21 protein-coding genes, 1 riboswitch and 1 other annotated feature are annotated in these 25,469 nt (G+C 44.6%); of the genes, 11 read left to right on the top strand and 10 right to left on the bottom strand.

Translation table 11 applies throughout. From position 1 onward, the window contains the following. The first annotated feature begins 9 nt into the window (after window positions 1-9). The 8 genes from BLU30_RS02330 (at window position 10) to BLU30_RS02295 (ending at window position 9,168) form a co-directional block, all read left to right on the top strand. Complete coding sequence (locus BLU30_RS02330; RefSeq protein ID WP_090243061.1) at window positions 10-1,392, top strand: TrkH family potassium uptake protein; 1,383 nt, start codon at window positions 10-12, stop codon at window positions 1,390-1,392. A 7-nt stretch (window positions 1,393-1,399) separates the two neighbouring features. Next, entirely contained in the window at window positions 1,400-2,068 is a 669-nt protein-coding gene (locus tag BLU30_RS02325) for a potassium channel family protein (protein ID WP_090243059.1), read from the top strand. After that, the gene (locus tag BLU30_RS02320; protein ID WP_090243057.1) at window positions 2,068-2,862 is read left to right on the top strand and encodes a TrmH family RNA methyltransferase; all 795 of its coding nucleotides are present in this window, start codon (window positions 2,068-2,070) and stop codon (window positions 2,860-2,862) included. The genes BLU30_RS02325 and BLU30_RS02320 overlap by 1 nt, the downstream gene beginning before the upstream one ends. Next, window positions 2,853-3,077: a binding site (T-box leader), on the top strand. Its footprint overlaps the gene before it by 10 nt. A 37-nt stretch (window positions 3,078-3,114) precedes the next feature. Next, window positions 3,115-4,137, top strand: a complete 1,023-nt coding sequence (gene pheS / locus BLU30_RS02315) for a phenylalanine--tRNA ligase subunit alpha (RefSeq protein WP_090243053.1) — start codon at window positions 3,115-3,117, stop codon at window positions 4,135-4,137. A gap of 12 nt (window positions 4,138-4,149) precedes the next feature. Continuing rightward, window positions 4,150-6,540 carry a phenylalanine--tRNA ligase subunit beta gene (gene pheT, locus BLU30_RS02310; protein ID WP_090243051.1) on the top strand — a complete coding sequence of 797 codons (2,391 nt, stop codon included), beginning with the start codon at window positions 4,150-4,152 and terminating at the stop codon, window positions 6,538-6,540. Between the two features lie 42 nt (window positions 6,541-6,582). After that, window positions 6,583-7,467 carry a DNA-processing protein DprA gene (locus BLU30_RS02305; RefSeq protein ID WP_090243050.1) on the top strand — a complete coding sequence of 295 codons (885 nt, stop codon included), beginning with the start codon at window positions 6,583-6,585 and terminating at the stop codon, window positions 7,465-7,467. Between the two features lie 79 nt (window positions 7,468-7,546). Then, complete coding sequence (locus tag BLU30_RS02300; protein WP_090243048.1) at window positions 7,547-8,059, top strand: cell division protein ZapA; 513 nt, start codon at window positions 7,547-7,549, stop codon at window positions 8,057-8,059. Window positions 8,060-8,166: 107 nt separating this feature from the next. Further along, entirely contained in the window at window positions 8,167-9,168 is a 1,002-nt protein-coding gene (locus BLU30_RS02295; protein ID WP_090243046.1) for a tyrosine-type recombinase/integrase, read from the top strand. Window positions 9,169-9,214: 46 nt separating this feature from the next. Here the strand turns inward: BLU30_RS02295 and BLU30_RS02290 are convergent, their stop codons facing one another. The 6 genes from BLU30_RS02290 to BLU30_RS02265 all read right to left on the bottom strand — a co-directional run bounded on the left by BLU30_RS02290 (window position 9,215) and on the right by BLU30_RS02265 (window position 16,589). Continuing rightward, a complete protein-coding gene (locus BLU30_RS02290; protein WP_090243045.1) occupies window positions 9,215-9,787 on the bottom strand; it encodes an ECF transporter S component in 573 nt (190 codons plus the stop codon). A 15-nt stretch (window positions 9,788-9,802) separates the two neighbouring features. Continuing rightward, window positions 9,803-10,774, bottom strand: a complete 972-nt coding sequence (locus BLU30_RS02285; protein ID WP_090243043.1) for a nucleoside hydrolase — start codon at window positions 10,772-10,774, stop codon at window positions 9,803-9,805. A 98-nt stretch (window positions 10,775-10,872) separates the two neighbouring features. Next, window positions 10,873-10,917, bottom strand: a riboswitch (PreQ1 riboswitch). A 50-nt stretch (window positions 10,918-10,967) separates the two neighbouring features. Continuing rightward, window positions 10,968-12,794 (bottom strand): glutamine--fructose-6-phosphate transaminase (isomerizing), encoded by a 1,827-nt coding sequence (gene glmS / locus BLU30_RS02280; protein ID WP_090243041.1) that lies wholly within the window; start codon window positions 12,792-12,794, stop codon window positions 10,968-10,970. 298 nt (window positions 12,795-13,092) lie between these two features. After that, on the bottom strand, window positions 13,093-14,430 hold the full coding sequence (gene glmM, locus BLU30_RS02275) for a phosphoglucosamine mutase (protein ID WP_090243039.1): 1,338 nt from the start codon (window positions 14,428-14,430) through the stop codon (window positions 13,093-13,095). A 3-nt stretch (window positions 14,431-14,433) separates the two neighbouring features. Beyond that, the gene (locus BLU30_RS02270; RefSeq protein ID WP_090243037.1) at window positions 14,434-15,237 is read right to left on the bottom strand and encodes a type 1 glutamine amidotransferase; all 804 of its coding nucleotides are present in this window, start codon (window positions 15,235-15,237) and stop codon (window positions 14,434-14,436) included. Next, window positions 15,237-16,589: a MurT ligase domain-containing protein gene (locus tag BLU30_RS02265; RefSeq protein ID WP_090243034.1), complete on the bottom strand. Its 1,353-nt coding sequence runs from the start codon at window positions 16,587-16,589 to the stop codon at window positions 15,237-15,239. The genes BLU30_RS02270 and BLU30_RS02265 overlap by 1 nt, the downstream gene beginning before the upstream one ends. 196 nt (window positions 16,590-16,785) lie before the next feature. On the opposite strand from BLU30_RS02265, the gene BLU30_RS02260 reads away from it, so the two are divergent. Genes BLU30_RS02260 through BLU30_RS02250 form a run of 3 tightly spaced genes read left to right on the top strand, consistent with a single transcriptional unit; the run spans window position 16,786 to window position 20,234 of the window. Beyond that, on the top strand, window positions 16,786-18,459 hold the full coding sequence (locus BLU30_RS02260; RefSeq protein ID WP_090243032.1) for a glutamine--tRNA ligase/YqeY domain fusion protein: 1,674 nt from the start codon (window positions 16,786-16,788) through the stop codon (window positions 18,457-18,459). A gap of 33 nt (window positions 18,460-18,492) precedes the next feature. Continuing rightward, the gene (locus BLU30_RS02255) at window positions 18,493-19,791 is read left to right on the top strand and encodes a phenylacetate--CoA ligase family protein (protein ID WP_090243031.1); all 1,299 of its coding nucleotides are present in this window, start codon (window positions 18,493-18,495) and stop codon (window positions 19,789-19,791) included. Between the two features lie 14 nt (window positions 19,792-19,805). Continuing rightward, a complete protein-coding gene (locus BLU30_RS02250) occupies window positions 19,806-20,234 on the top strand; it encodes an ACT domain-containing protein (RefSeq protein ID WP_090243030.1) in 429 nt (142 codons plus the stop codon). 82 nt (window positions 20,235-20,316) lie between these two features. On the opposite strand, the gene ppdK is transcribed toward BLU30_RS02250, so the two are convergent. The 4 genes from ppdK to BLU30_RS02230 form a co-directional block, all read right to left on the bottom strand. Next, entirely contained in the window at window positions 20,317-22,941 is a 2,625-nt protein-coding gene (gene ppdK, locus BLU30_RS02245; RefSeq protein ID WP_479691027.1) for a pyruvate, phosphate dikinase, read from the bottom strand. 69 nt (window positions 22,942-23,010) lie between these two features. Next, the gene (locus BLU30_RS02240) at window positions 23,011-23,649 is read right to left on the bottom strand and encodes a helix-turn-helix transcriptional regulator (RefSeq protein WP_090243027.1); all 639 of its coding nucleotides are present in this window, start codon (window positions 23,647-23,649) and stop codon (window positions 23,011-23,013) included. Window positions 23,650-23,730: 81 nt separating this feature from the next. Continuing rightward, entirely contained in the window at window positions 23,731-24,579 is an 849-nt protein-coding gene (locus tag BLU30_RS02235) for a histidinol-phosphatase (protein WP_090243026.1), read from the bottom strand. A 123-nt stretch (window positions 24,580-24,702) separates the two neighbouring features. Next, window positions 24,703-25,461, bottom strand: a complete 759-nt coding sequence (locus BLU30_RS02230) for an amino acid ABC transporter ATP-binding protein (RefSeq protein WP_090243187.1) — start codon at window positions 25,459-25,461, stop codon at window positions 24,703-24,705. Between the last annotated feature and the right edge of the window lie 8 nt (window positions 25,462-25,469).

The following is a 25,469-nucleotide window of genomic DNA, read 5'->3' as shown; positions in this document are numbered from 1 at the left end:
GGGAGTACTATGGTAAGAGTAATTAAAGGTGAAAATTCCTTTATGACGTATTTGCGCCGCCGATCACCGGCGGAAATTTTAATGTTTGGATTCGCAGCCGTTATCCTAATCGGCGCTTTGCTTTTGAGCCTACCCATGGCCAGCACTACCGGGCGAAGTCCAGGCTTTTTAAATTGTCTATTCACGGCCACCTCAGCAGTGTGCGTGACTGGCCTTGTCGTCGTCGATACCGGAACCTATTGGTCCCTCTTCGGACAACTTGTCATTATCATCATGATTCAAATTGGTGGATTAGGCTTTATGTCTTTAATGACTATTTTATTTGTTTTAGCTGGAAAGAAAATCACAATAAAGAATCGTTTGCTCCTTCAATCTTCAGTCAATTCTGATCGGGTCCAGGGCGTGGTTAAGTTTACAAAATATATTGTTTGCTCCTCCTTAGTCATTGAACTTGCTGGAGCGATACTCTTTGCTCTTGTCTTTATCCCAGAATACGGGTGGGGAAAAGGTATCTATTTTGGGATATTCCATTCAATCTCCTCTTTTTGTAATGCAGGTTTTGATTTATTTGGAAATTTCAAGAGCTATACAGCCTATGTTAATAACCCTATTATTAATTTTACGACCTGTGCCCTTATTGTCATCGGTGGTTTGGGGTTTGCCGTTACAAGTGAGATCATTAATTTCCACAACACCCGGCGTTTAAGCTTGCACACCAAAATCGTTCTGAGTATTACTGGGATCCTCCTGATTGGCGGGGCAGTCGCTATTTATTGCCTGGAGTACTCTAATCCGGAAACTTTAGCGGGACTGCCGTGGTACGGTAAAATTATGGCGGCATTTTATCAGTCTGTTACCCCAAGAACGGCTGGCTCTAATACCATCTCCCAGGTGGGAATGACGTCTGGCGCTAAGACAGTAACCATGCTCCTCATGTTTATTGGAGGGTCCCCCGGTTCAACCGCCGGTGGGGTAAAAACGACCTCCGTCGCCATTATGTTTATTATGTTGATTCGGATGCTTACAGGGAAGAAGGATGTGGTCTGCTTTAAACGGACCATCCCATCAAGTGCACTAACACGTGCAGCCTGTGTATTCTTTATCGGTGTGCTCATTGTCACTTTTGTTTTCATGGTGTTATGTATAGCAGAACCCTACACGAATACCCAGGACTTGCTTTTTGAAGTTTTTTCTGCCTATTCAACCGTTGGCCTGACCTGTGATGTTACCACCTCCTTGTCTGCCGTTAGTCGCATAGGAATTATCATTACCATGTTCATCGGACGGGTTGGCCCTTTGACAATTGCCTATGTCATTACCCGAAAAGAACGAAAAGAATTGGAAAACAAAGGACAATTTAAACTGCCTGAAGGCAATATTATGATTGGATAGGAGTAAAATGAGAGATAAACAATTTGCAATCTTAGGCCTGGGCCGTTTTGGTGAAGCCTTGGCCATTACCCTGAGTGAGCTGGGATCAAATGTCGTCGTTGTTGACCGTGATGAAGAGAAAGTTCAAAATATCGCGAATTATGTAACCTATGCGGTTCAGGCTGATGTCTCAGATATTAACGCCTTAAAATCCATTGGCCTAAAAAATGTTGATGTCGTCATTGTATCCATCACTTCTGATATCAATAGCAGCATCATGGGCGTTGTCAATGCTCAGGAGCTGGGGATTCCGGAGATTTATGGGAAGGCAAATAATGCCCAGCATGAAAAGGTATTATTAAAGCTTGGGGTTAAAAAAGTCTTTTCCCCGGAACGGGATATGGGTGAACGTGTGGCGCATAACCTCTTCTCTGGGGATTTTATCGATGTTTTAGAGCTGGATACGGATAATTCCATTGTCGAAATCGACAGCCTCCACAATTGGGAAAATAAGGCTTTGGAATCTCTGGATATGCGGACTCGCTATGGCCTGAATGTCATAGCCATTCGCTCCCAGGATCATCTGAATGTTTCCCCAGTGGCAACTGATATCATCGTGCCTGGGGACAAGCTGGTCGTCATTGGAGATAACGCAAGCATCAACGAGGTCACCCGTTTGGCCCAAAGTGGACGCTGATGCCAGGCAGCATTACATCCTGTAATAACTCCAGGGTTAAATCCATTTGTGCCCTTCAAAGAAAAAAAATTCGGGATACCGAGAATGCCTTTATCTTTGAGGGAATCAAGCTTTTTCGTGAGGCCCTGGCCTGGGAGGTTCCCATTACAGATGTTTTTATAACGCCATCATGCCTCCAGAACCTGGAGGCGGATGGATTAAACCTCAACCTTCAGTCAAAGGGAGTGGAAACCTGGGTGGTCGACGATGCCGTTATGCAAAAGATATCCCTTCAAAAGAACCCAGAAGGTGTTTTGTGTCGCTGTCAAAAAATGAAAAACAGGGAACAGGATTTGCCTTCTTATGTTATATTAGAAGATATTCAGGACCCTGGAAATGTGGGGACTTTAATACGCACGGCAGATGCTGCGGGTGTCGGCGGGATCATCACAACAGAATCCACGGCGGATATTTATAACGATAAGGTGATCCGCAGCTCAATGGGATCTATTTTTCATCTTTCAGTCATTCAAAATGTCTCTTTAGACAACATTCTCTTGACATTAAAACAGTCTGGATATACAATTATTGGGACTGCTTTAGAAGGAAATGAAAATTTTGATATAAAGGATGATCAGACATTTAAACCTGTTATCATTCTGGGAAATGAATCTAAGGGAATGAAGGATGACACGAAAGCACAATGTGATTACTTGCTTCGGTTACCAATATATGGACATGCTGAGTCCCTCAATGTGAGCGTCGCAGGCGGCATTGTATTATACGATATTGCAAGAAAAGTAAATAAAAGGTGATGAAGGAAAGAGTAGGTGCGCATGTTCATGCCAGAGAAGAGGTCCTTGGCTGGAAGACCTCCCATGAAAATCGAGCTGAAGTTCGTTCCGGAGCCGTAGGGGTGAAACAGGTATTATCCTGGAAGTAGCCCTTACCGCCAACATAGCGTTAAATGGAAGTGACCATCAGTGGTGATGGTAACAAAGGTGGTACCGCGGAAATATTCGTCCTTTATAAGGGCGTTTTTTTATTTTATATGAAAGGACAAACACATGCAGGATCAACTGAATCAAATTAAAAAAGATTTTCAGGATTATTTAGTAGACGTTGTGGATTTGAAGGCATTAGATGACGCACGGGTTAAATTTTTAGGGAAGAAGGGACAGCTCACGGCTGCCATGAAGGGAATGGGGAAGCTTTCTAAGGAAATGCGCCCTGTTATTGGAAAGATGGCCAATGAGGTCCGGGAGGAAATCGAACAAGGTTTAGCGTCTAAGAAGGCCTTGCTCGAATCCGCATTGATTGAGGCCACAATACAGCAAGAGCGTATTGATGTTACCTTACCTGGGAAACAGCCGGAAATCGGGGGGTATCATCCTTTAAACAGCATTGTCAAAGAATTAGAAGATATTTTTCTGGGGATGGGTTTTTCCATTGCAGAGGGGCCCGAAATTGAATGGGTGAAATATAACTTTGATTATTTAAACATGCCCCAGGATCATTCCAGCCGGGATATCCAGGAATCCTTTTATGTTGAGGATGATATTGTATTAAGAACCCAGACCTCACCAGTCCAGGTCCGGGTTATGAGTGACAACGCCCCGCCTTTACGGATTATTTCCCCTGGTCGTGTGTATCGCCGGGATGAAATTGATGCAACGCATTCGCCAATCTTCCATCAAATGGAAGGACTGGTCATCGATAAGGGAATCACCATGGCGGATTTAAAGGGAACCCTGGATCTTTTTGCCAAACGTCTCTTCGGAAACAGCGTCAAAACGAAACTTCGGCCCCATCAATTCTATTTTACTGAGCCCAGCGCAGAAATGGACGTCACCTGCTTTAAATGCGGGGGAACGGGCTGTCGCGTCTGTAGTGATACCGGATGGGTCGAGCTCCTTGGCTGCGGGATGGTTCATCCCAATGTGCTCCGCCACTGCGGCATTGATCCCGATGTCTATAGTGGGTTTGCCTTTGGAATGGGCCTGGATCGAATCGCCTTGACCAAGTATGGCATTAACGATTTGCGGCTGCTCTTCGAAAATGACGTGCGTTTCTTGTCTCAATTTAAATAGGAGGAATCACTGATGTTAGTATCACTAAAATGGCTTAAAGAATTTGTAAATATCGATATTGATCCCGTGAAATTTGGTGACCTTCTGACGATGTCCGGAACAAAGGTTGAAACCATCACATCCATTTCCGATGTTGTCTCTGGCATTTACACCGGGAAGATCACGAAAATTGAGAAGCACCCCAATGCCGATAAGCTCCAGGTCTGTACCCTGGAGATGGGGGATACCATTGGCGAAAAAACAATCATTACCAGCGCGACGAATGTGTTTGAAGGCGCGGTGGTACCCGTTGCCCTGGAAGGCGCGACCATTGCCGATGGTACTAAAATGGGAGCCACCGAATTTCGGGGGATTTCATCCTATGGTATGATGTGCTCTGTGGAAGAGATGGGCATGGATACCGGGCTTTTTGCCAAAGAAATCACAGAGGGTATCTATATTATGCCCCAAGGAGTCCAGCCCGGTTGTGACATCCGGGAATTAATGTGGGTGGATGACCAGATTTTTGATTTGGAAATAACAGCCAACCGCAGTGACTGCCAATCCATTTACGGCATTGCCCGGGAAGCGGCCGCCACGTTAAATGAGGATTTGGCAAGTATTACGCTGTACGATCCCAAAAAAGAAAGCACTTCAAAAATCCAGGACTGGTTAACCGTCAAGGTTGAAAGTAGCCTTTGCTCGCGTTACACCGCCAAAATGTTCAAGGTAAAGGAAATCAAACCATCACCCTTATGGATGCAGCTAAAGCTTTTAAACAGCGGCGTCCGTCCCATTAATAACATCGTCGATGTGACAAACTATGTCATGCTCGAGCTGGGGCAGCCCCTCCATGCCTTTGATTATAAGAGTCTAAACACGACGGAGATTGTGGTTAAAACAACCATGGATCCCAGTGTGGTCACTTTGGATGACAAAGAACGGGCCATCAATCCCTCCATGCTGATGATCACCAATGGCAAAAAGCCTGTGGCTGTTGCCGGCATCATGGGGGGAGCAAATTCCGAGATAACCGAAAAAACGGAGTATGTGATATTAGAATCCGCTTGCTTTGATAAAACTAGTGTGCGCTTAACCTCCAAAAAATTGGGACTTCGAACCGAGGCTTCCGGACGTTATGAAAAAGGGCTCTACCCGAATTTAACAGAGATTGCGGCATTACGGGCCACCTATTTACTGAATCAAATTGGCGCCTGTGAAATCATTCCGGGAATGATTGATGTCTATCCACAGCCAACGATTCAGAAAAAAATTGAAGTGGACTGTGATTGGATTAATCGCTTCATCGGAATTGAGATAAGCCGGGAAGAAATCGTGGATATTCTCGAGCGATTATTCATCCCTGTGGAGTGCATTGATGGCTCAAAGATCAAAGCAACTGTCCCGGACTACCGTCAAGATTTGGAAATTAAGGAAGATATTGCAGAGGAAGTTGCACGGATTTACGGTTATGATAAGCTTCCCAGTACCATCATGGGTGGCGCTACCCTGGCGGGGGGGAAGACTCCTTCTCAAAAGTATAAGGACGAGGTGGAAGCCTTCTTAATTGGAAATGGCTTTTACCAAACCCTTACGACCTCCTTTGCCAGTGCGAAACGCTACTCAGAAATCGGACTTAATAATCAAAAGGATATTATCGCACTAAAGAACCCCTTTGGTGAAGATAGCAGTGTCATGCGTAATAATCTTCTGGGCCATCAGCTGGAGCTTCTCGCATTGAATTACAACCGGAATAATGCCAAGGGACGCTTCTTTGAAATCGCCCAGACCTACCATGCGTCGGAGAATAGTGGAACCTTGCCCACAGAAATTGCCCATCTGGTATTGTCTGCTTACGGGGAAAACATGGATTATTTTTCACTAAAGGGGATTGTGGAAGCCTTGTTGGAAAAATCCGGAATTACCAATTATTTCGTTAAGGCCGGTGGAGACGAGGTCTTCCATCCCGGAAGAAAGGCAATTATTACACTGGGCTCCCAGGAACTGGGGCAAATTGGTGAAGTCCATCCTGCCATTGTTAAAAAGCTAGGCCTGCCCCCACGCACTTATATTTGTGAGATGAATTTCGACTTGATGACCACATCCAGAGAAACCGTCATTAAATTTGCTGAGCTTCCGAAATTCCCGGGATCCACCCGTGATCTGGCCATCGTTTTAGATGAAAAAACGCCGGCAATCGAGATTGAAGCCTGCATTCGCTCAAAGGGGGAAGCACTCATTGAAGATGTCCATCTTTTCGATGTTTACCAAGGTAAGCAAATCCCTGCGGGCAAAAAAAGTTTGGCCTACTCCATTCACTTCCTGGATTATAGCCGAACCTTGACGGATGATGATATCAATCCCATTATGAATGAAATTCTTCACTCACTTAAAGAAAACTTTGGTGCAGCATTAAGAGATTAATGTTAGAATAGTACTATAATTTTGGAGTGAGAGGATGGCGTTATGAATTCTTTAGAAATTAATAGGAGTATCATCGCCCTATCCCAAATAAAGGGGCTGGGAAGGAAAAAGATCGGAAGAATTTTAGAAGAGATCAATGATTTTAACCATGCTAGTTTCATGGAATTAATTGAAATTGGCATTCGTTTAAATTTACTCTCTAAGATGAGTCCAATCGGTGAATTTTTAAACGCAAGGATCGCGGCGAATAATATCCTTGCCATTTGTGAACATAATGATATCCAGGTTGCCAGTATTTATGCCAAGGATTTTCCAGATGTATTGAAGTTTAAAGATGGCCCCCATCTGATTTATTACAAAGGTGATATCACCGCTTTATCTTTACCGAAACGAGCGGCAGTTATTGGAACGCGGGCGCCCAGTGAAAAGGGGAGTGCCTTTGCCCATTGGGCGGGAAAGCAACTGGCAGAAAAGGATTATGTCGTCATCAGTGGTTTGGCTTCAGGCTGCGACCGCGCCGCCCATCTCGGCTGTTTAGATGCTGGGGGCACAACCGTAGCCTTCCTACCCTCCAGTATTCTTAATATCACACCCAAGGAAAATATTGGTTTAGCAAAGCGTATTGTTGAAAATGGGGGATGCTTAGTCAGCGAATATTCCTCCTATGATATCGCCAATGCAGGAATGTTCATCGAACGGGACCGCCTCCAGGCGGCAGCTTCTAATTTTGTGATTACGTCAGAATTTGAAGAGAATAGTGGAACGCTGCATACCCTTGAATTTGCGAACCAATATGAAAAGACGATTATATCAACACACTGCATCAAAGAGAGTGGCATAACTGGCTTTAGTGCTTTACAGAAAGAACATATCCCATACCGTCTATTATCTGAAGCAGAAATCATGAACTACTTAGATGAAGTCTGAAAACTTTGCCATTATTTGGTTGAAAAAGTGGATGGACTTCTCTATAATAGTAGATAGAGTAGAATTGGAGGTATAGAGCGTGAGCAACCCAAATAAATCGATTGAACTCAGACTATTGAACAATACATTTTCCGTTGTTGCAGGTGAAAATGAAGCCTATATTCGGGAGATTTCATCCTTTGTTAACAATCAACTCAATGACATCCTTGATAAAAATCCCCATACTAATCCAATTCGAATCTCCCTGCTAGGGTGTATGAATATTGCTGAGATGCTGTTTGAAACAAAACGGGAAGCCGTGGAAATTGAAAAGAAACAGCGTGAAGAAAGCAAACACATGGATGTAATGGCAGAAAAGCTTCAGGGCACCCAAAATGAAGTGAATACTTTAAAGGATACGATATCGGATTTAGAAAAAGATAAAAAAGCCTTAAACCATGTTATCGCTGAAAAAGAAGAACTTTTAAACCAATATCGGGAACATTTAAAACAAGCAAAACAGGAAAGTGAATCAAACCGCAAATCAATTCTGGAGTTACAGAACCAACTTTTTGAAAGCCAGATCGAATTGAGTAAAGCCAAAGAAAACTAAACCAAAGCGGAGAGGCGATGCCAATCCGCTTTTTACCATCACAAATATTTATGCGTATAACGTAAGTTATACGCATAAATTAGAATTTAGAGAGGACAAGAGGACAAATGAAGGAAAATACACCCCGCCAATCCAACCCCCTCATTCTGGAGCTTTCAGATTATCTCATCTCCGTTAAGGGCTATTCCAACAATACCATTAAATCCTACCAGAATGATCTGATCCAATTTTTCCGTTTTTTAGTGATGCGTCGTGGACAAATCTATTCAACGGATGATGCCCCTGCTGATTTTGGTGAAATCGAAATTACCACCATCGATATCCCTTATTTGAAAAAAGTTTCCCTACCGGATATCTATGCCTTTTTAGGCTTTTCAACCAACACACTGGATAATGTGGACAGCACGCGAAAACGAAAAACGGCTGCCATTCGAAGTCTATATCATTATTTAACCTTTGTGTGCCATATCGATATGGCGGACCCTACCCAGAATCTTGAGATTCCAAAGGTGAAGCATCGTGACCCCATTTATATGACCTTAGATGAGGCCTTAAGCCTCCTCGGGGCCGTGGATGGACGGTATGCTGAGCGTGATTTGGCAATCATTACCCTCTTTCTAAACTGTGGAATGCGCCTTTCGGAACTGACCCATATTAAGCTTTCAGATATCCAGGATGAGACCCTCCATATTATCGGAAAAGGCAACAAAGAGCGAAATATCTTTTTAAATGATGCCTGTATTGAAGCTATTGGAAATTATCTCAAGCTCCGCCCGGAGGAGGTTGAATCCGATTATTTGTTTTTAAGTAACCGGAAGCAGCCTATTTCTAACCGTGCAGTTCAGGTTATGGTGGATAAGTATATCCAAAAGGCAGGCCTGGATGTGAGTAAATTTTCAGTACATAAGCTCAGGCATACAGCAGCAACCCTGATGCATAAGTATGGTCAGGTGGATATCCGAACCCTTCAAAAGGTCCTAGGCCACGAGAATATTTCGACCACCGAAATCTATACCCATATTGAAGACGATGAGGTCCGGGATGCTTTATATAAAAATCCATTGGCCCATTTTTCAACTTCTAAAAGTAAGGGAAGAAAAAAATCCTAAGGTCACGTTCTGCGACTTTAGGATTTTTAAGGGATACTAAAAGAGATTATTTAAAACTACTATGGGTTAATCGTTCCAGAAATATCTGGGGAATGGCTCTTATGGCGGCAAAAGCAATGGCAAAGGCAATGGCTTTATCCAGGATATCCGTAATAATTTGAGTTGAAAAAACTGAGGCAAAGAGATTGATGCCCACGTTTCTCATGACCGCAACAATAAGGCTTGATCCCGAAGAGGTCACACCATCAAAAACGAGGGCGACAATAATCGAAGAAATCATAGAAACCAGTACTGCAATGAGGATAATGGATAAAAGGGACTTAATCCCTTCAAAGCGTCCGTTTTTAAATAACAAGCCCGTGGCAACGCCTATAAAAAGCTGAACGGGTAAAAAATACAGGGAAACCGGATCGAAGGTTAATCCGTTTATCAGTGCGGTTAAGATGCCAACCAGGCCACCACCAAGGGGACCAAGAATCAGAGCGGACAGGATGGTACCCATGGAATCAAGATAAATGGGAAGCTTGAGCATCAAGGCTAAAAATCCACCTAAAATATTAATGCCAATCATCAGGGCCCCAAAGCAAAGGGTTTGTGGATTCAACTTCAAATGGTTCATTCATTTAACCTCCTGTTAATATTTTGGATCGTCAATTATTTCACAAATTATTTGTTTCTGTTCGGGGAAAAGTTGACCTAAAAAGTATTTGAAAAAGCCAGCAGCATCAACTTCCGTTAATACATGGGCATTGGGAGCCCTTCCGTCAATACCCTGAACATCGACCATGCTCATTCCAATAGCCTTTCCCTCGGTCACGATGCTGACATAATAGTCCTCTCCCCGACATAATTCTGGGTTTAAATAATAGGCCAGGGCCAGTGGATCATTGACCACACTTCCAAGGGTTTGCTCCTGCTTCCAGTGAAAGTCCGTATAAAAATGAATCATCCCTTCAATACATTCTGCAATGGGCCCTCCAAAGTAATGAATAAGCTGGGTATAATTGGGTGTCATGACAACCTGTCGGGTAACGTCTAAGCCTACCATGGTGAGGGGACGATTCAGATTTTCAAAAACCAATTCCGCAGCATCGGGGTCTGCCCAAAAATTAAATTCAGCAACAGGGGAACAATTTCCATGACTTTTAAAGGCCCCCCCCATCACTGTTAGCGTCTGGAGCCTTCCCATGGTTTTGGCATCCTGCTCTAGGCAGCGGGCGATATTCGTCAAAGGACCGATGGCAATGATATCGATGGGTATATCCGACTGCAGTTTTTTTAAAATAAAATCGATGGCGTTTAGATGATACTTAAACGCCTTGTTTCCATCAGCCATCCCCCCTAGACCGTCATCGGCATGGGTGTCCTCTGCGGTTTTTAATGCTTGCTTTAAAGGGGTGGTTTCCCCTAAATAAACAGGGATATCTTCCCGCCCCATCAGCTTTAAAATTTGGACCGCGTTTTTTGCGCACTGCTCTCCCCTGGTGTTTCCAGAGACAATGGTTACCCCCAGGATATTTAATTGGGGTGAGCGGCAGGCCAGCATAAGTGCTAGTGCATCGTCAATACCGGGGTCACAGTCAATGATGACGTTTTTTGTTTTCATTTTTGGGGCTCCTTTGTGATATGTATTGGGGCGTGGTGCTTCTGTTCCCTTGCGCGCAAAAAAGGACGCGATGTAACCATCCGTCCTTTTTTTGTACGTTTTTCCTAGTTTTTTATAGAGGGATGGTTACGAACCTCTCACAATATTGAGTTCTTTTTTATTCTAACGGTAATCGACATAAAGGTCAATGGTTTTATTCAACGGTTACTGATTTTGCCAGATTCTTCGGTTTATCAACATCGCATCCTCGGGCAACAGCTAAATAATAGCCAAGTAATTGGAGATAGACAATGGCAGAAATGGGCGTTATTTCATCAAGCATATCCGGAATATACAAAACCTCATCCACTTCTGATTCAATTTCAGTGTGCCGGCTTTGGGTGATGGCGATGACATGGGCTCCCCGGGCTTTAACTTCCTTGATATTACTAAGCATTTTATCAAAAACATTTTCCTGGGTACACACAGCAATAATGACCGTTCCTTCGTCAACAAGTGCAATGGGTCCATGCTTTAATTCTCCTGCAGCAAAGGCTTCAGAATGGACATAGGAAACTTCCTTCATCTTCAGTGAACCTTCCATACAAGTGTAATAATCCAGGCATCGCCCAATGAAATACGCATCGTCCATTTTAAAGTGATCATAGGCGATATCAGAGATGATCTGGCTTTTTTCAATGGCCTGGGCAACTGAATCTGATGTTTTCAAAAGGGCATCCGTCACCACTTCAATGACGGCATCGTCGATGGTTCCATTAAGCTTTCCTAAATGCAGAGCAAGCATCAACATGCAGGCTACCTGGGTAATATAAGCCTTTGTAGATGCTACAGCAATTTCCGGACCGGCGTTGGTATACAAAACATCATGGGCTTCACGGGCGATGGAGCTTCCGACGACATTGGTAATGGCCAATACACGCGCACCATTTTCCTTTGCCAGACGAATGGCCGCTAAGGTATCGGCGGTTTCGCCGGATTGGCTGATAACGATGAGCAGGGTGTGGGCATCAACGATGGGATTCTTATAACGATATTCAGATGCCGCTTCCGTTTCAACAGACAAACGGGCGTATTTTTCCAGGTAAGCTTTTCCCACCATTCCGGCGTGATAGGCCGTCCCACAGGAAACAATCTGGATTTTATGGATATTTTTCATTGCCTCTTCATCGAGGTTGACATCATCCAGAACGATTTTTCCAGGAAAACATCTTCCGGTGAGGGTATCTGATATGGCCCGGGGCTGCTCATTAATCTCTTTAAGCATAAAATGATCGTAGCCACCCTTTTCAGCATCACCAGGATCCCAATCCACTTTGAAAATCTGTTTACCAACAATATCTCCGTATTTATCCATTACAGTAACACGGTCCTTCGTTAAAACAGCAATTTCATCATTATCAAGAAGATACACATCCCGGGTATGGCTTAAAATCGCAGGGATATCCGATGCAATAAAGTTCTCACCGTCCCCTACCCCAACGATGAGTGGGCTATCCTTCCGAACAGCCACGATGCGGTCCGGTTCTTCCGTACACATGATGCCCAGGGCATAGGACCCCTTCAATCGCTGGGTTGCCTTTAGCAGCGTCGACACTAAATTACCGTCATACAGTGCATTGAGAAGATGGGCGACAACTTCTGTATCCGTATCTGACACAAAGAGATGACCCTGGTTAATGAGTTCTTCCTTTAATTCAATATAATTTTCGATGATGCCATTATGAACAATGGCAATCCGATTATCAATACTACAATGGGGATGGGAATTGATGTCCGATGGTTCTCCATGAGTTGCCCACCGGGTATGGCCAATACCAGAATTCCCGGTTAAAGCGTCTAAGGCTAAAATCTCTTCCAAATTTTTAAGTCGGCCTTTTTTCTTCTTAACATGGATGGCTCCACTATCATCACGTACGGCGATCCCCGCAGAGTCATACCCACGATATTCTAATTTTGACAATCCTTCAATTAAAATGGACTGGGCCTGCTTATTTCCAATATAACCTACAATACCACACATAGGCTGCACCTCTTTCATATGATTTCATCTTCTTTGTCCCAAGAATCACTTTTTGGTTTTAAAAGATGTTATCCAGGGCATCCGCCGAAATTTCGATACTCCCTGTCCTCGTCAACTCATCTCTGGTGACCAACCATGAGTTCTGGCGCTCAAGTCAATCCTCATATCATTTATGCTGGTCAAACCTCCCTTGTTTTTAATGATATGATGATGACAATGGCTCAATTATAGCATAAAACAAAAAAAAACCAAGTCCTAACCTTAAACTCTGGCTGGGACTTGGTCGTTATCGTACTTGTTATACCAATCGTTCTTCAATAAGAGATGCTAAATTTCCGGCAATTTTTTCCAACTCCTGCTGATTGTTTCCTTCAATCATTACCCGGACCAATGGTTCGGTACCCGAGGGACGAATGAGGACTCGACCTTGTCCGGCAAAATGGGATTCCACTTTTTGGATTTCATTTTGGATAACCGCATCACTGAGATAATCATGTTTTTTGGTATTTGCAACTTTGGCATTGACTAAAACTTGGGGATACGATGTCATCAAAGCATTGAGCTCTGAAGCTTTTTGAGGGGAATCTTTTATAATGGTTGCCAGGTATAGGGCCGTTAACATTCCGTCACCAGTGGTATTGTGATCCAAAAGGATAACATGTCCGGATTGCTCTCCGCCAATATTGTAGTCATTTGCCCGCATTTCTTCGAGGACATACCGGTCACCAACCTGAGTTTTAATACTTTTACATCCGGCTTCCTTTAATGCAAAATCTAATCCAATGTTGCTCATAACCGTGACGACGACGGTGTCCTTCTTTAGGCACCCCTGGGATTTCATATGTCGGCCAATGAGATTTAAAATAGCATCGCCATCAATGATTTGTCCCTCTTCATCGACGGCCAGGCAACGGTCGGCATCACCGTCAAAGGCCAGACCCAGGTCAGCGTCAGACTCTACCATCATTTTCTGGAGTTTCTTAAGACAGGTTGAGCCACAGCCGCAATTGATGTTTTGTCCATCGGGTTGATCTCCAATAACGGATACCTGCGCGCCAAGACTTTCAAAAAAACCTTTGGCAATGGGTGCAGAAGCACCGTTAGCACAGTCCAGTACCAGCTTAACCCCCGTTAAATCCTTGATAATGCCCTTTGTGATATGGTCAAAATAAATGGTTTCTGGGTGGTCGATGGTGCTGACACTCCCCTTGGCGGTTATTCCGTCCAGGTCCGCGCACTCATTAATGAGTGCTTCAATGTGGTCTTCCAATGCATCTGGCAGCTTGTACCCCTGGGCATCAAAGAATTTAATGCCATTAAACTGATAGGGGTTGTGGGATGCAGAGATGACAATACCCGCATCGGCACCAAGTTCCCGGGTGATGACGGCAACAGCTGGTGTAGGAATAACGCCAGCAAGTATGACCTCACCACCCACTGAGGTAATCCCCTCCACAAGGGCCTGCTCCAGTGGTTTTCCGGATTCCCGGGTGTCCATCCCAATGACGATTTTAGGGTGATGGCTGCCTTCTGCTAAGAGATAACTGCCATATCGTCCAAGGTTGTAGGCAAGATCAATGGTGAGTTCTTCCCCAAATACCCCTCTGACCCCATCTGTTCCAAATAATCGTGACATTTTCTATTCCTCCTCATTTTCAAACGCTTTATTGAACATCGGGCAATTACTTAAATTGGTCTGTTTTTCCTGGGTAAACCGCACCTTAGCCCGATATGATTTTTCCTCAATATCCATGGTTGGATGAAATGAAGGGTCCAGTGCTATGCCCTTCTTTTTCGCAATGATCTCCACAAAGGCCCGGGTTAACCACGGATTAAGGACAAGAACAGGCCCCAGGGTGTTGGTAAAGACGGCATTGTCCACAAGGGCTCCTTCCAAGGTATTACCGCCATGGTTTCCATATCCATAGTAAAGCTCCCCAAAGGCATCGACGTCCTTACCCAGTAAAATGTCCATCATCTGGATTTGGCTGCCAAAAATAGGATGCTGACAGCCTTCTAAATTACAGGCATAGTACAGGTCATCCCCATAGACAACATCATTTTCAGAGGCCTCGATATTAATGATTTCGAGGCCTTCGATGGTCGTGCCATCAGAGCGCAAAATGGACTTTCCCCATAATGCGATGCTGGTTCCGGTGACTAACATGGGATTGCTGAAATCGATAAAAGCCCGAAGCAAATCTTTCTTGGGCTTTAGAAATTCGATGATCTCGGAAAAGCTGCTCATTTCCCCTGGTGGGCAGAATATAAAATCATAATCCATGGGATTAAAGTCGACCGAATCAAAATTGATTTTATCGACCTGAACATCCATACCTGCCAGCTGACACATTTTCGTTAAAGCGAGAATATTGCCGCGTTCGCCATGTAAATAAAGGGTATCTGGAAAGAGCCAGGCAATCCGTACTGCTTCTGCGTTCATTATTTACCCTCCTGTATGATATGCTTCTTCATTTTCATAAAATCTTCCAGCCAGGTAATTAAATAAATATTGTCCGTTTCTGCCTGGTCAATGGTATTGAAAATAGCCTGGACATCGTTGGTATCTTCAATCAGAATGTTTTTCGGGTCAACCCCTTCGTAGAGTAGTCGATTGGCGGTATCGTAGCAAACGGGGTTTGAGAAGCAGAAAAATCCTTCGACATCCGATTGGACCAGTGGTTTGAAGTCACAGTCCCAGGCATAAAAGGTATTGGTATAGTTCGGTACAATATCCACTAATGGATACAACCCCAAACATACCAGCTTCCGACTGGAATCCGACGCGATGATATTCAAAGAGTTTTGAAGGGTTTCAGGATTTTCCTGCTTAATCCGAAGGTATTTAATGGTTTTTCCATGATACTCCAACACTTCGTACCGCCCGCCAACATTGACGAAGCTTTCAAAGGTTGACGCAGTGTCTTCCGTGGGCAGTCCAGCAAAATGGGAAGCAATGGCCACCGCAGCGCTGTAGTTATACAGCATGAAGGGAAGATCATAGGGCATGTTGAAGGCCTGTCCTTCCATCTCAAAGGTCTTAGCCGCAGTGTCAATCTTCTGCAGCAAATATCCCGGATCGTCATTACTGGAAAAATGGCAATGGGAACAGGAGAATTTACCAACACTATCGGTGTTATAATACTCAAATTCTAATTTATGGTGACAATGGGGACAGGCAAAGGTTGGATAAGAGTCATCCTTCATAAAGGATTCATCATGCTTTTCCACCCCATAATACACAACCTTATTGGACAAATCTTCAAAGGACTTTGACCGTGGTTCATCATTATTTAAATAGAGGGTCATATCGGAATTGATGAAGGAACGTAATATACGATAGATAAAATCAGGATCGCCATTGCGCTGAACCTGGTCCTTCTGTAAATTGGTGATGGCCAGGTGCTTAGCAGGTAGTTGGGCATAAATCTTTGGAAGATAGCGTTCGTCCGTTTCAAATACTAAATAATCCGCGGATATCTCCCCTTTCATATTGGAAGCCTTGGCCAGGATTGTGGCAATCCCAGCAAGGAGGTTCGCCCCTTCCAGATTTGAAATCACGACATTTCCCTGTTCCGTTAGGATATGGCTAACCAGGTTCGTTAAGCTCGATTTTCCATTGGTCCCCGTAATAAAAAGGACCTTATCCGGATTGATGCCTTTAAAATGAGAAACCATCTGGGGGTCGATCCGCAGTGCTTGCTCTCCAGAGAGATTCGACCCTCTGCTTTTATCCACCAGATTAATCAACTTATTTATAAGCTTTGCATACCACAAAGCGAAGGTAAAGCGCATAGTGTGCCTCCTCAGTCAGCGTTTTTTACATACCGGGTTATTATATACAATAGATATAACCATGTCTACTTTATTAAGTAAACAATTCGTAAATAAAAATCGGTCCTTCTTTTTCTTCATTATACCGCAAGTCACACTGGGCAGCGTCTATTTTTTATGATATCATGAGAAGAGTTTATCAATGTAGGAGTAGATCATGGAAAAAAAGGAAAAAACAAATTTTATAATCAATGCCATTGAAGAGGATCTCCGAAATGATGTGTATGAGGATACGCCCATTCATACACGTTTTCCCCCGGAGCCCAATGGCTACTTGCATATTGGACATGCTAAGGCCGCCCTTTTAAATTATCGCATTGCAAAGCGTTATAATGGTGAATTCAATCTTCGTTTTGATGATACGAACCCCATTAAAGAGGATGTTGAATATGTTAATGCCATTAAAAAGGATTTAGAATGGTTGGGGATCAACTGGGATGACCGATTGTATTTTGCGTCTTCTTATTTCTCGAAAATGGCTGCTTATGCCGAAGAATTGATTGCCAAGGGCCTTGCCTATGTGGATGACCAGAGTGCCGATATCATTCGTGAAACCCGGGGGACACTGACTGAGCCTGGCATTGAAAGTCCTTATCGCAACCGTTCTGTGGAAGAAAACCACGCCTTGTTCCAGGCCATGAAAAAGGGAGAGGTCGGTGAGGGCCAGAAGGTCCTCCGGGCCAAAATCGATATGGCCAGCCCCAATATGAATATGCGGGACCCGGTAATCTACCGGGTGCTCCACACCACCCACCCCAATACCGGCGAGGAATGGTATGTTTATCCCATGTATGATTTCGCCCATCCGGTAGAGGATGCCATCGAAGGGATTACCCATTCCCTCTGTACCTTAGAGTTTGAGGATCATCGGCCCTTCTACAACTGGACCCTTGAGCACCTGGACGATTTCCAGGTCTCCCCGCCCCGGCAGATTGAATTTGCTAAATTGAACCTGACCCAAACCATCGTTGGGAAACGCTATCTTAAGCAGCTGGTGGATAGTGGGATTGCCGATGGATGGGATGATCCGCGTCTGGCCACCATTTGCGGAATGCGCCGACGGGGATATACCCCGGAAGCCATCCAAGCTTTCTGTGAAGAAATCGGTGTGGCCAAGGCGAATTCAACGGTGGACTTTGCCATGCTGGAGCATTTCATTCGGGATGATTTGAAGCTAAAGGCCCCCCGGATGAACGCAGTTCTTGATCCCCTGAAGGTTACCATTACCAACTATCCAGAGGATACAATCGAATGGCTTGAAATCGAAACAAATCTGGATGTGCCGGAAATGGGAACCCATAAAATGCCCTTTGGTCGTGAGATTTACGTTGAACGCTCGGATTTCATGGAGGTTCCCGTTAAAAAATATTTCCGCTTATTCCCTGGCAATGAAGTTCGGCTGCGGGGAGCATACTTCATCACCTGTAACGAAGTCATTAAAGATGACGACGGTCGGGTCATCGAATTAAAATGTACCTATGACCCGGAAACCAAATCCGGCACCGGCTTTACCGGACGGAAGGTTAAGGGGACCATCCACTGGGTTTCTGCTGTGGAGGGCAAAACCTGTGAAATTCACCAGTTCAAGCCCTTATTAGAGGAAGGGGTTTCTTTCTCTTCTGAAGACTTCTTAGAAAAGATTGATCCCAATTCCCTGGAGATTATAAAGGCCTGGGTGGAACCAGAGGCCATGAAGGCAGAGCCCTTTGATAAGGTACAATTTGTCAGAAATGGTTACTTTTCCGCGGACCCCAAATATTCAAAACCAGGCGCACCGGTGTTTAACCAGGTCGTGCCTTTAAAGAGCAGCTGGCGTCCCCCAAAGAATTAAGCAAATGTTTCGTATAAAGGAGAGAGAATTAGAATGATTTGGTCATTAAAGGAAACGATGGATCGGGAACAGCTCCGGGAGCTGCAGTTTAAGCGTCTAAAAAAAACCATCAAGCATACCTATAAAAATGTTCCCTATTATCGCGATCTTTTTAAGGCAAACCGCATTAAACCTGAGGATATTCGTAGTCTTGAGGATTTGCGCTTTCTGCCATTAACCACAAAGGAAGATTTGCGTAAAAACTATCCCTTTGGTATGTTTGCCGTACCCAAGGATAAAATCGTCCGATACCATGCGTCCTCAGGAACTACTGGGAATCCCACAGTGGTAGGCTATACAAAAAAAGATATGAAAATGTGGCGGGAATGTATTGCCCGGCTGGTCACCATGGCTGGGGTAACCGCTAAGGATACCGCTCAAATTAGCTTTGGTTATGGCTTGTTCACCGGGGCCTTCGGGCTTCACCAGGGCCTTGAGAAGGTGGGCGCCGGCGTGGTTCCAATGTCCAGTGGGAATACCAAAAAACAAATCAAAATCATGAAGGATTTTGATGTCACTGCACTAATTGCCACCCCGTCTTACGCCCTGCACATGGCAGAGGTTGCCCAGGAGATGGGCCTTGATCCCGCAGAGGACCTTAAACTGCGGGTTGGGCTTTTCGGAGGTGAAGGATCCACGGAGGCCATGCGGACAAAGCTCAATGAAGCCTGGGGCATCTTTGCCACTGAAAATTATGGGATGTCTGAGCTCATTGGACCGGGGGTAGCTGGTGAGTGCCAAATGCTCACGGGAATGCACCTCAATGAGGATCATTTTATTGCAGAAATCATCAACCCGGATACGGGTGAGGTTTTACCAGAAGGTGCCACCGGAGAATTGGTTATTACACCAATTTCTAAGGAAGCCCTTCCCATCATCCGCTACCGAACCAAGGATATCAGCCGGATCGATACCACGCCCTGCAGCTGCGGACGGACCACCGCCCGAATTGCTAAAATTGGGGGACGTACCGATGACATGCTCATTATCAGCGGGGTGAATGTCTTCCCCTCCCAGATTGAAGAGGTCCTCCTTTCCATTGACGGGATTGGGAGTAATTATCTCATCACCGTTTCTAAAAAGGGTTACCTGGACCGCATTGAAATTGATGTTGAGGTGATCGATGCCAGCTTGTTAGATTCCGTAACCCAGCTTGATGCCCTATACTCCCGAATTAAAAATGCCCTGCACACCATTCTGGGGATTCATCCCACCATTCATCTGGTGGAACCCAAGACCCTGGCACGAAGTGAAGGGAAAGCCAAGCGTGTGGTCGATTTGAGAAATGAATAAATAAGGAGAATACCATGCTAATTAAACAGATATCCGTTTTTATTGAAAACAAAAAAGGACATTTGGCAACGATCACCGGAGTGGTTTCCGGGGGCGGGGTCAACATCCGGGCGATTTCAGTTTTTGACAGCTCTGAATTTGGCATCCTCCGAATGGTGGTTGACGATCCCTACAAGGCCGTTGACCTCTTAAAAGAAGCGGGACATGTCACCCGGGTGGTGGATGTCCTCGCGGTGGAACCCGAGGATAAGCTCGGTGCCATGCATGAAATTTTTCGTATCCTGGCGGATGCGGATATCAATGTTGAATATGTCTATTCCTTTGTAATGCGGGGGCAGGGTGAAATGCCCCAGGTGATCATGAAGACCTCTGACCTTGAGCGTGCCGCATCGGTCTTAAAGGCGGCGGGGGTCGTGGTGATTCCCAAGGAAATGCTCCAATAATCCATTAATCCATATGCTTTACTAAAAAAATCCTAAGGTCGCAAGATACGGCCTTAGGATTTTTTTGGATGCGTGTACTTGATTATTGACGTTCAATAGCGGCCTGGGCAGCGGCTAAACGGGCAATGGGAACTCTAAAGGGTGAGCAGGAGACATAGCTGAGCCCCACATTGTGGAAAAACTTAACGGATTTAGGATCACCACCGTGTTCGCCACAAACCCCACATTTTAAATCAGCTTTTGTCTTACGACCCAATTCAACGCCCTTAGAAACCAGCTGTCCAACACCTTCCTGATCAATGGAGGCGAAGGGATCCCCTGGAAGAATGCCTTTTTCTTTGTACTCAGGAATGAACTTCCCGGCATCATCACGGCTGAAGCCAAAGGTCATTTGGGTGAGATCATTGGTTCCAAAGCTGAAGAATTCAGCCTTCTTTGCAATCTGATCAGCAATTAGGGTTGCCCTTGGAATTTCCATCATGGTTCCGACCATATAGGTGATATCACTCCCCTTTTCAGCCTTGACCTTTTCAGCCGTTTCCCGGATAATCCCTTCAACATAGGACATTTCACCCATCATCCCAACGAGGGGAATCATGATTTCCGGTACAATGGTGATGTCTTCTTCCTGGGCGACCTCAATGGCGGCTTCCATAATGGCCCGGGTCTGCATAACAGCAATTTCTGGATAGGTTACGGCAAGGCGACAACCACGGTGCCCTAGCATGGGGTTGAATTCCTTTAAACCTTCAATATCCGCTTCCATTTCTTCAATGCTCATCCCCATATCATCAGCCAATGATTTGATATCTTCCGGCTCAGAGGGCAAGAATTCGTGAAGAGGCGGATCCAGGAGACGCACAGTAACCGGCAGCTCCCTCATGGCTTTATAAATCCCAATGAAGTCAGACTTTTGCATGGGCAACAGCTCTTCAAGGTATTTTTCCCGCTGTTCGACACTCTTACTTAAAATCATGCGGCGCACACTGGGGATTCGGTCTTCATCAAAGAACATATGCTCAGTACGGCAAAGTCCGATACCTTCAGCGCCAAATTCCACGGCCTTTTCAGCATCTCTGGGAGTATCGGCATTAGTCCGAACTTTCATGGTTCTGAACTCATCGGCCCACTCCATAAGAGTTCCAAAATTACCGGAAAGCTCAGGGTCCTGGGTCTTGATGGCACCACGGTATACCTTTCCGGTACTCCCGTTTAAGGAAATATAATCCCCTTCTTTAATATAGTCTGTGCCGACCCGGAATTGTTTGTGTGCTTCATCGACTTTAACAAAGTCACAGCCAGCCACACAGCAGGTCCCCATTCCCCGGGCGACAACAGCTGCATGGGAGGTCATGCCGCCACGGGCGGTTAAGATGCCTTTAGAGGCGTACATCCCTTCAATATCTTCCGGTGAAGTTTCCTGACGGACAAGAATGACATCTTCCCCATTGTCTGCAGCGGCCTTGGCTTCTTCGGCGGTAAAGTACACCCGTCCGGTAGCCGCCCCTGGTGATGCGGGCAGCCCCTCTGTCAGGACTTCAGCTTTCTTTTCTGCCCCTTCATCAAAGGTGGGATGGAGCAGTTGATCTAAGGCCTGGGGTTCGACACGGCTAATGGCTGTTTTTTTGTCGATGAGACCTTCTTCAACCATTTCGACGGCGCAACGTACGGCGGCCGCTGCTGTTCGTTTCCCATTACGGGTTTGGAGCATATAGAGTTTACCTTTTTCGATGGTAAACTCCATGTCCTGCATATCATGGTAGTGTTTTTCCAGTAATTCAGCGGTTTCTGCAAACTGTGTGTAAACCGTCGGCATGACATTTTTAAGTTGATCAATGGAACGGGGTGTTCGGATCCCAGCGACGACATCTTCACCCTGGGCGTTCACTAAAAATTCTCCAAAGAGGTTTTTTTCGCCAGTTGCAGGATCACGGGTAAAGGCCACGCCAGTACCAGAGTCATCCCCCATATTTCCAAAGACCATGGATTGGACGTTGACGGCGGTTCCAATATCGTGGGGGATGTCATTCATATCACGATAAACAAAAGCCCGGGGATTATTCCAGGAGCGGAACACCGCTTCCACTGCCATGTATAATTGAGCACTGGGGTCCTGAGGGAAGGGCTTCCCGGTTTCCATCAAAACGATTTCCTCGTAACGTTTGACAATTTCCTGAAGATTCTTGGTGGTGAGCTGAGTGTCGATGGTAAATCCTTCCCGCTCTTTAATTTCATCCAAAACGGCTTCAAATTTATTCTTATCAATTTCCTGAACGACATCTCCAAACATTTGAATGAATCGGCGATAGCTATCATAGGCAAACCGTTCATTTCCAGTATTTTGCGCGAGTCCCAGGACGGTCTGATCATTCAAACCCAGGTTCAAAATGGTGTCCATCATCCCCGGCATGGAAACTCTGGCACCTGAGCGCACGGAAACCAGTAATGGATTGGTTTCATCCCCAAACTTTTTCCCTGCAATTTCTTCAAGTTTCTGCATATGGGTATTGATTTGGCCAATCATTTCATAGGTTAGCTTATTCTCATTTAAGTACTCGATACAGGCTTCTGTCGTTACCGTGAACCCCTGTGGAACCGGTAGCCCAATACGTGTCATCTCGGCAAGATTTGCACCCTTGCCTCCCAGCAAATTGCGTTGTTCTGCATTACCTTCACTGAATAAATATACCCATTTCTTCGACATAATATTACCTCCTATGGATGTTCGAGAGAAACTTTATGATCAATAGGCATAACCGCCTATTCAATCCAATGATTAATCATCTTCTTGCCCTAAATTGACAACATAACGTGTGATATTGGTTCGGGACACCTTTCCAATAAGCTGCAGCCGATTCCGACCTTTTTCATCCGTTACTTTACGGACAATGGGCAGGGACTCCACCTCATATTTCATGGTTTTAACAGCAGCATCATACACCGTTTCATCCTCTTCAAGATATACAATATTTGGCATCCGCGTCATGATAATTGGAATCGGCAGGGACTCAATGTCCTTTCGTCCAATCATGCTCTTCATGAAATCCTTACGGCTCACAATACCAGAAAGATATTCCCCGTCGACGACATAGATCGTTCCCGCATTTTTAGTAAACATGGTGATAATCCCATCATAGATGGTTGTTTCCTCTGAAACCGTGGTGGGTTCCGACTGGATATCCATAATATTAATGGTTTTAATGTAGCTGCCAGTCATATGCAGCAATGTTCTTCCGGTATATTGATAGCCAACCTTACGCTTCGCTTCCAAAATGCCGACCATGGTTAAAAGTTTTAAATCCGGGCGAATTGTAGCCCGGTTTACCCCAAGTTCTTCAGCGATTTCGGTACTCTTCACTGGTTCATGTTTCTTCACAATGTCAATTATTCTATTTTGTCTTTTGGATAACTCCATTACAGCACCACCATTCACGTGTCTTTTATAAGATAAAGTATAACACTATTATCTATTTTGTAAACCATTATCACTAATAAATTACGATAATATCTTGCCATTCCATTGAAAACCATCAAAAATACGATATTCATGAAAACCAATTTCTTTTAATAATGCTTCGGTTTCCGGGTATGCATAGCAAATCCCTCCAACCTGATGGCTATCCGCATTAATGGTAATGGGAATTCCCATTTTTAGAATTTCGATCAGCATTGGTATTGTGGGATACAGCATCTCTTTGCCATAACGCATCATCCCTCCGGTATTGACTTCAATCATACAATCCGTCTTCTGAATCACTTTTAAGGTATCCATCCATGTCCCTTGATACCATGAATCAGACTCATTAAAAAAGCGCCCATGGGCGTTGTTCTTTTTGATTAAGTCAAAATGCCCGATGATGTCTGGTTTGTACTGTATTGCCATATCCGCAATTCCGCCATAATATTCTTTGACAAGTTTTTGGATATCGCCCCCATAAAGCTCCTGAAGTCCTTTGGTGAAAATTTCCAGGGTATAATCAATATCTGCACCTGTTCCATCAGAAAGGCACCCCATGGTATGGATACTGCCAATAAAAAAATCCAATTTCGGCATCATTTCTTTGGCTAAATTTGAAAAACCTTTGGAATCGAGATAATAATCTATTTCCATTCCAGTAAAAATAGCCATAATACCCTCATAGGCGTCTTGGGTGTTTTTAATCTCTAAAAAATAATTGGGGATGGCTTCGGGCGACATTGTCCAGTCGTTGGGATATTTAAGGGGAAGATGGCTGGTGAACCCAATGCTTTTCAACCCTTCTTTTTGGGCAGCCTGGGCCATTTCTAAAATGGATGCTTCACCATCGCAATACGTTGAATGAATATGATAATTTGATTGGATCATTTCTGTTCCCTCCTAAAGTATTGTAACATAAGGCCTTTTGAAATCAAGCCTTTTTTTAAACTTAAAAAAATTTAAGTTTAAAAAAGGCCTTTGCACCAATTGGCAAAGACCTTCGGGATTATTTTATAAAATTTTATTTAAAAAGCTTTTGGTCCGATCCTCTTTGGGATTTACAAGGACTTCCTCTGGTGTCCCTTCTTCGCAAATCACCCCATCATCCATAAAGATGACCCGGTCCGCCACTTCCCGGGCAAAACCAATTTCATGGGTGACAATTAGCATCGTCATCCCATCATTGGCCAGTTCCTTCATCGTGTTGAGTACTTCACCGACGAGCTCCGGGTCCAGTGCTGACGTGGGCTCATCGAAAAGCATGATTTTAGGATTCATGGCTAAGGCCCTTGCAATGGCCACACGTTGCTGCTGCCCTCCAGATAAGCGAACGGGATATTCGTCCTTTTTATCGGCTAACCCGACCATATCCAGCAGCTCCACAGCCCGTGCTTCAATTTCTTTTGCATCTTGTTTTCGAACAATACGTGGTGCAATGGTAATATTGTCGATGACGGTCAAATGGGGAAAGAGATTAAAGTTCTGAAAAACCATCCCTAAATCGCAACAGAGATTCTGTAACTTGCTGGGATCAATATGTTCAATATCATGGTCATTTTGACGTTTTTCCATGAGTTCATCTTCTATATAGATTTCGCCATCTGAAATACGTTCCAGCCGATTCAAACAGCGCAGCATTGTGCTTTTTCCTGATCCACTGGGCCCAATGATACACACAACTTCCCCCTGGACAACTTCTAGATCAATGCCTTTGAGCACTTCCAAATCACCAAAGTGCTTTTTTATATTCTTAACTTTTACCATACTCATGACAATCA

It is taken from the genome of Eubacterium barkeri (assembly GCF_900107125.1).
GTDB classification, from domain to species: domain Bacteria; phylum Bacillota; class Clostridia; order Eubacteriales; family Eubacteriaceae; genus Eubacterium_O; species Eubacterium_O barkeri.
This window is presented reverse-complemented; position numbering and strand designations above follow the sequence as displayed.

Coding starts and splice junctions, on each gene's coding strand:
- BLU30_RS02255 (WP_090243031.1), top strand. CDS start 18,493: ATGATTTGGTCATTAAAGGAAACGATGGATCGGGAACAGCTCCGGGAG.
- pheT (WP_090243051.1), top strand. CDS start 4,150: ATGTTAGTATCACTAAAATGGCTTAAAGAATTTGTAAATATCGATATT.
- BLU30_RS02250 (WP_090243030.1), top strand. CDS start 19,806: ATGCTAATTAAACAGATATCCGTTTTTATTGAAAACAAAAAAGGACAT.
- glmS (WP_090243041.1), bottom strand. CDS start 12,794: ATGTGTGGTATTGTAGGTTATATTGGAAATAAGCAGGCCCAGTCCATT.
- BLU30_RS02295 (WP_090243046.1), top strand. CDS start 8,167: ATGAAGGAAAATACACCCCGCCAATCCAACCCCCTCATTCTGGAGCTT.
- BLU30_RS02265 (WP_090243034.1), bottom strand. CDS start 16,589: ATGCGCTTTACCTTCGCTTTGTGGTATGCAAAGCTTATAAATAAGTTG.
- BLU30_RS02235 (WP_090243026.1), bottom strand. CDS start 24,579: ATGATCCAATCAAATTATCATATTCATTCAACGTATTGCGATGGTGAA.
- BLU30_RS02290 (WP_090243045.1), bottom strand. CDS start 9,787: ATGAACCATTTGAAGTTGAATCCACAAACCCTTTGCTTTGGGGCCCTG.
- BLU30_RS02325 (WP_090243059.1), top strand. CDS start 1,400: ATGAGAGATAAACAATTTGCAATCTTAGGCCTGGGCCGTTTTGGTGAA.
- BLU30_RS02260 (WP_090243032.1), top strand. CDS start 16,786: ATGGAAAAAAAGGAAAAAACAAATTTTATAATCAATGCCATTGAAGAG.
- BLU30_RS02330 (WP_090243061.1), top strand. CDS start 10: ATGGTAAGAGTAATTAAAGGTGAAAATTCCTTTATGACGTATTTGCGC.
- BLU30_RS02285 (WP_090243043.1), bottom strand. CDS start 10,774: ATGAAAACAAAAAACGTCATCATTGACTGTGACCCCGGTATTGACGAT.
- BLU30_RS02240 (WP_090243027.1), bottom strand. CDS start 23,649: ATGGAGTTATCCAAAAGACAAAATAGAATAATTGACATTGTGAAGAAA.
- BLU30_RS02270 (WP_090243037.1), bottom strand. CDS start 15,237: ATGAACGCAGAAGCAGTACGGATTGCCTGGCTCTTTCCAGATACCCTT.
- BLU30_RS02305 (WP_090243050.1), top strand. CDS start 6,583: ATGAATTCTTTAGAAATTAATAGGAGTATCATCGCCCTATCCCAAATA.
- BLU30_RS02320 (WP_090243057.1), top strand. CDS start 2,068: ATGCCAGGCAGCATTACATCCTGTAATAACTCCAGGGTTAAATCCATT.
- pheS (WP_090243053.1), top strand. CDS start 3,115: ATGCAGGATCAACTGAATCAAATTAAAAAAGATTTTCAGGATTATTTA.
- glmM (WP_090243039.1), bottom strand. CDS start 14,430: ATGTCACGATTATTTGGAACAGATGGGGTCAGAGGGGTATTTGGGGAA.
- BLU30_RS02230 (WP_090243187.1), bottom strand. CDS start 25,461: ATGAGTATGGTAAAAGTTAAGAATATAAAAAAGCACTTTGGTGATTTG.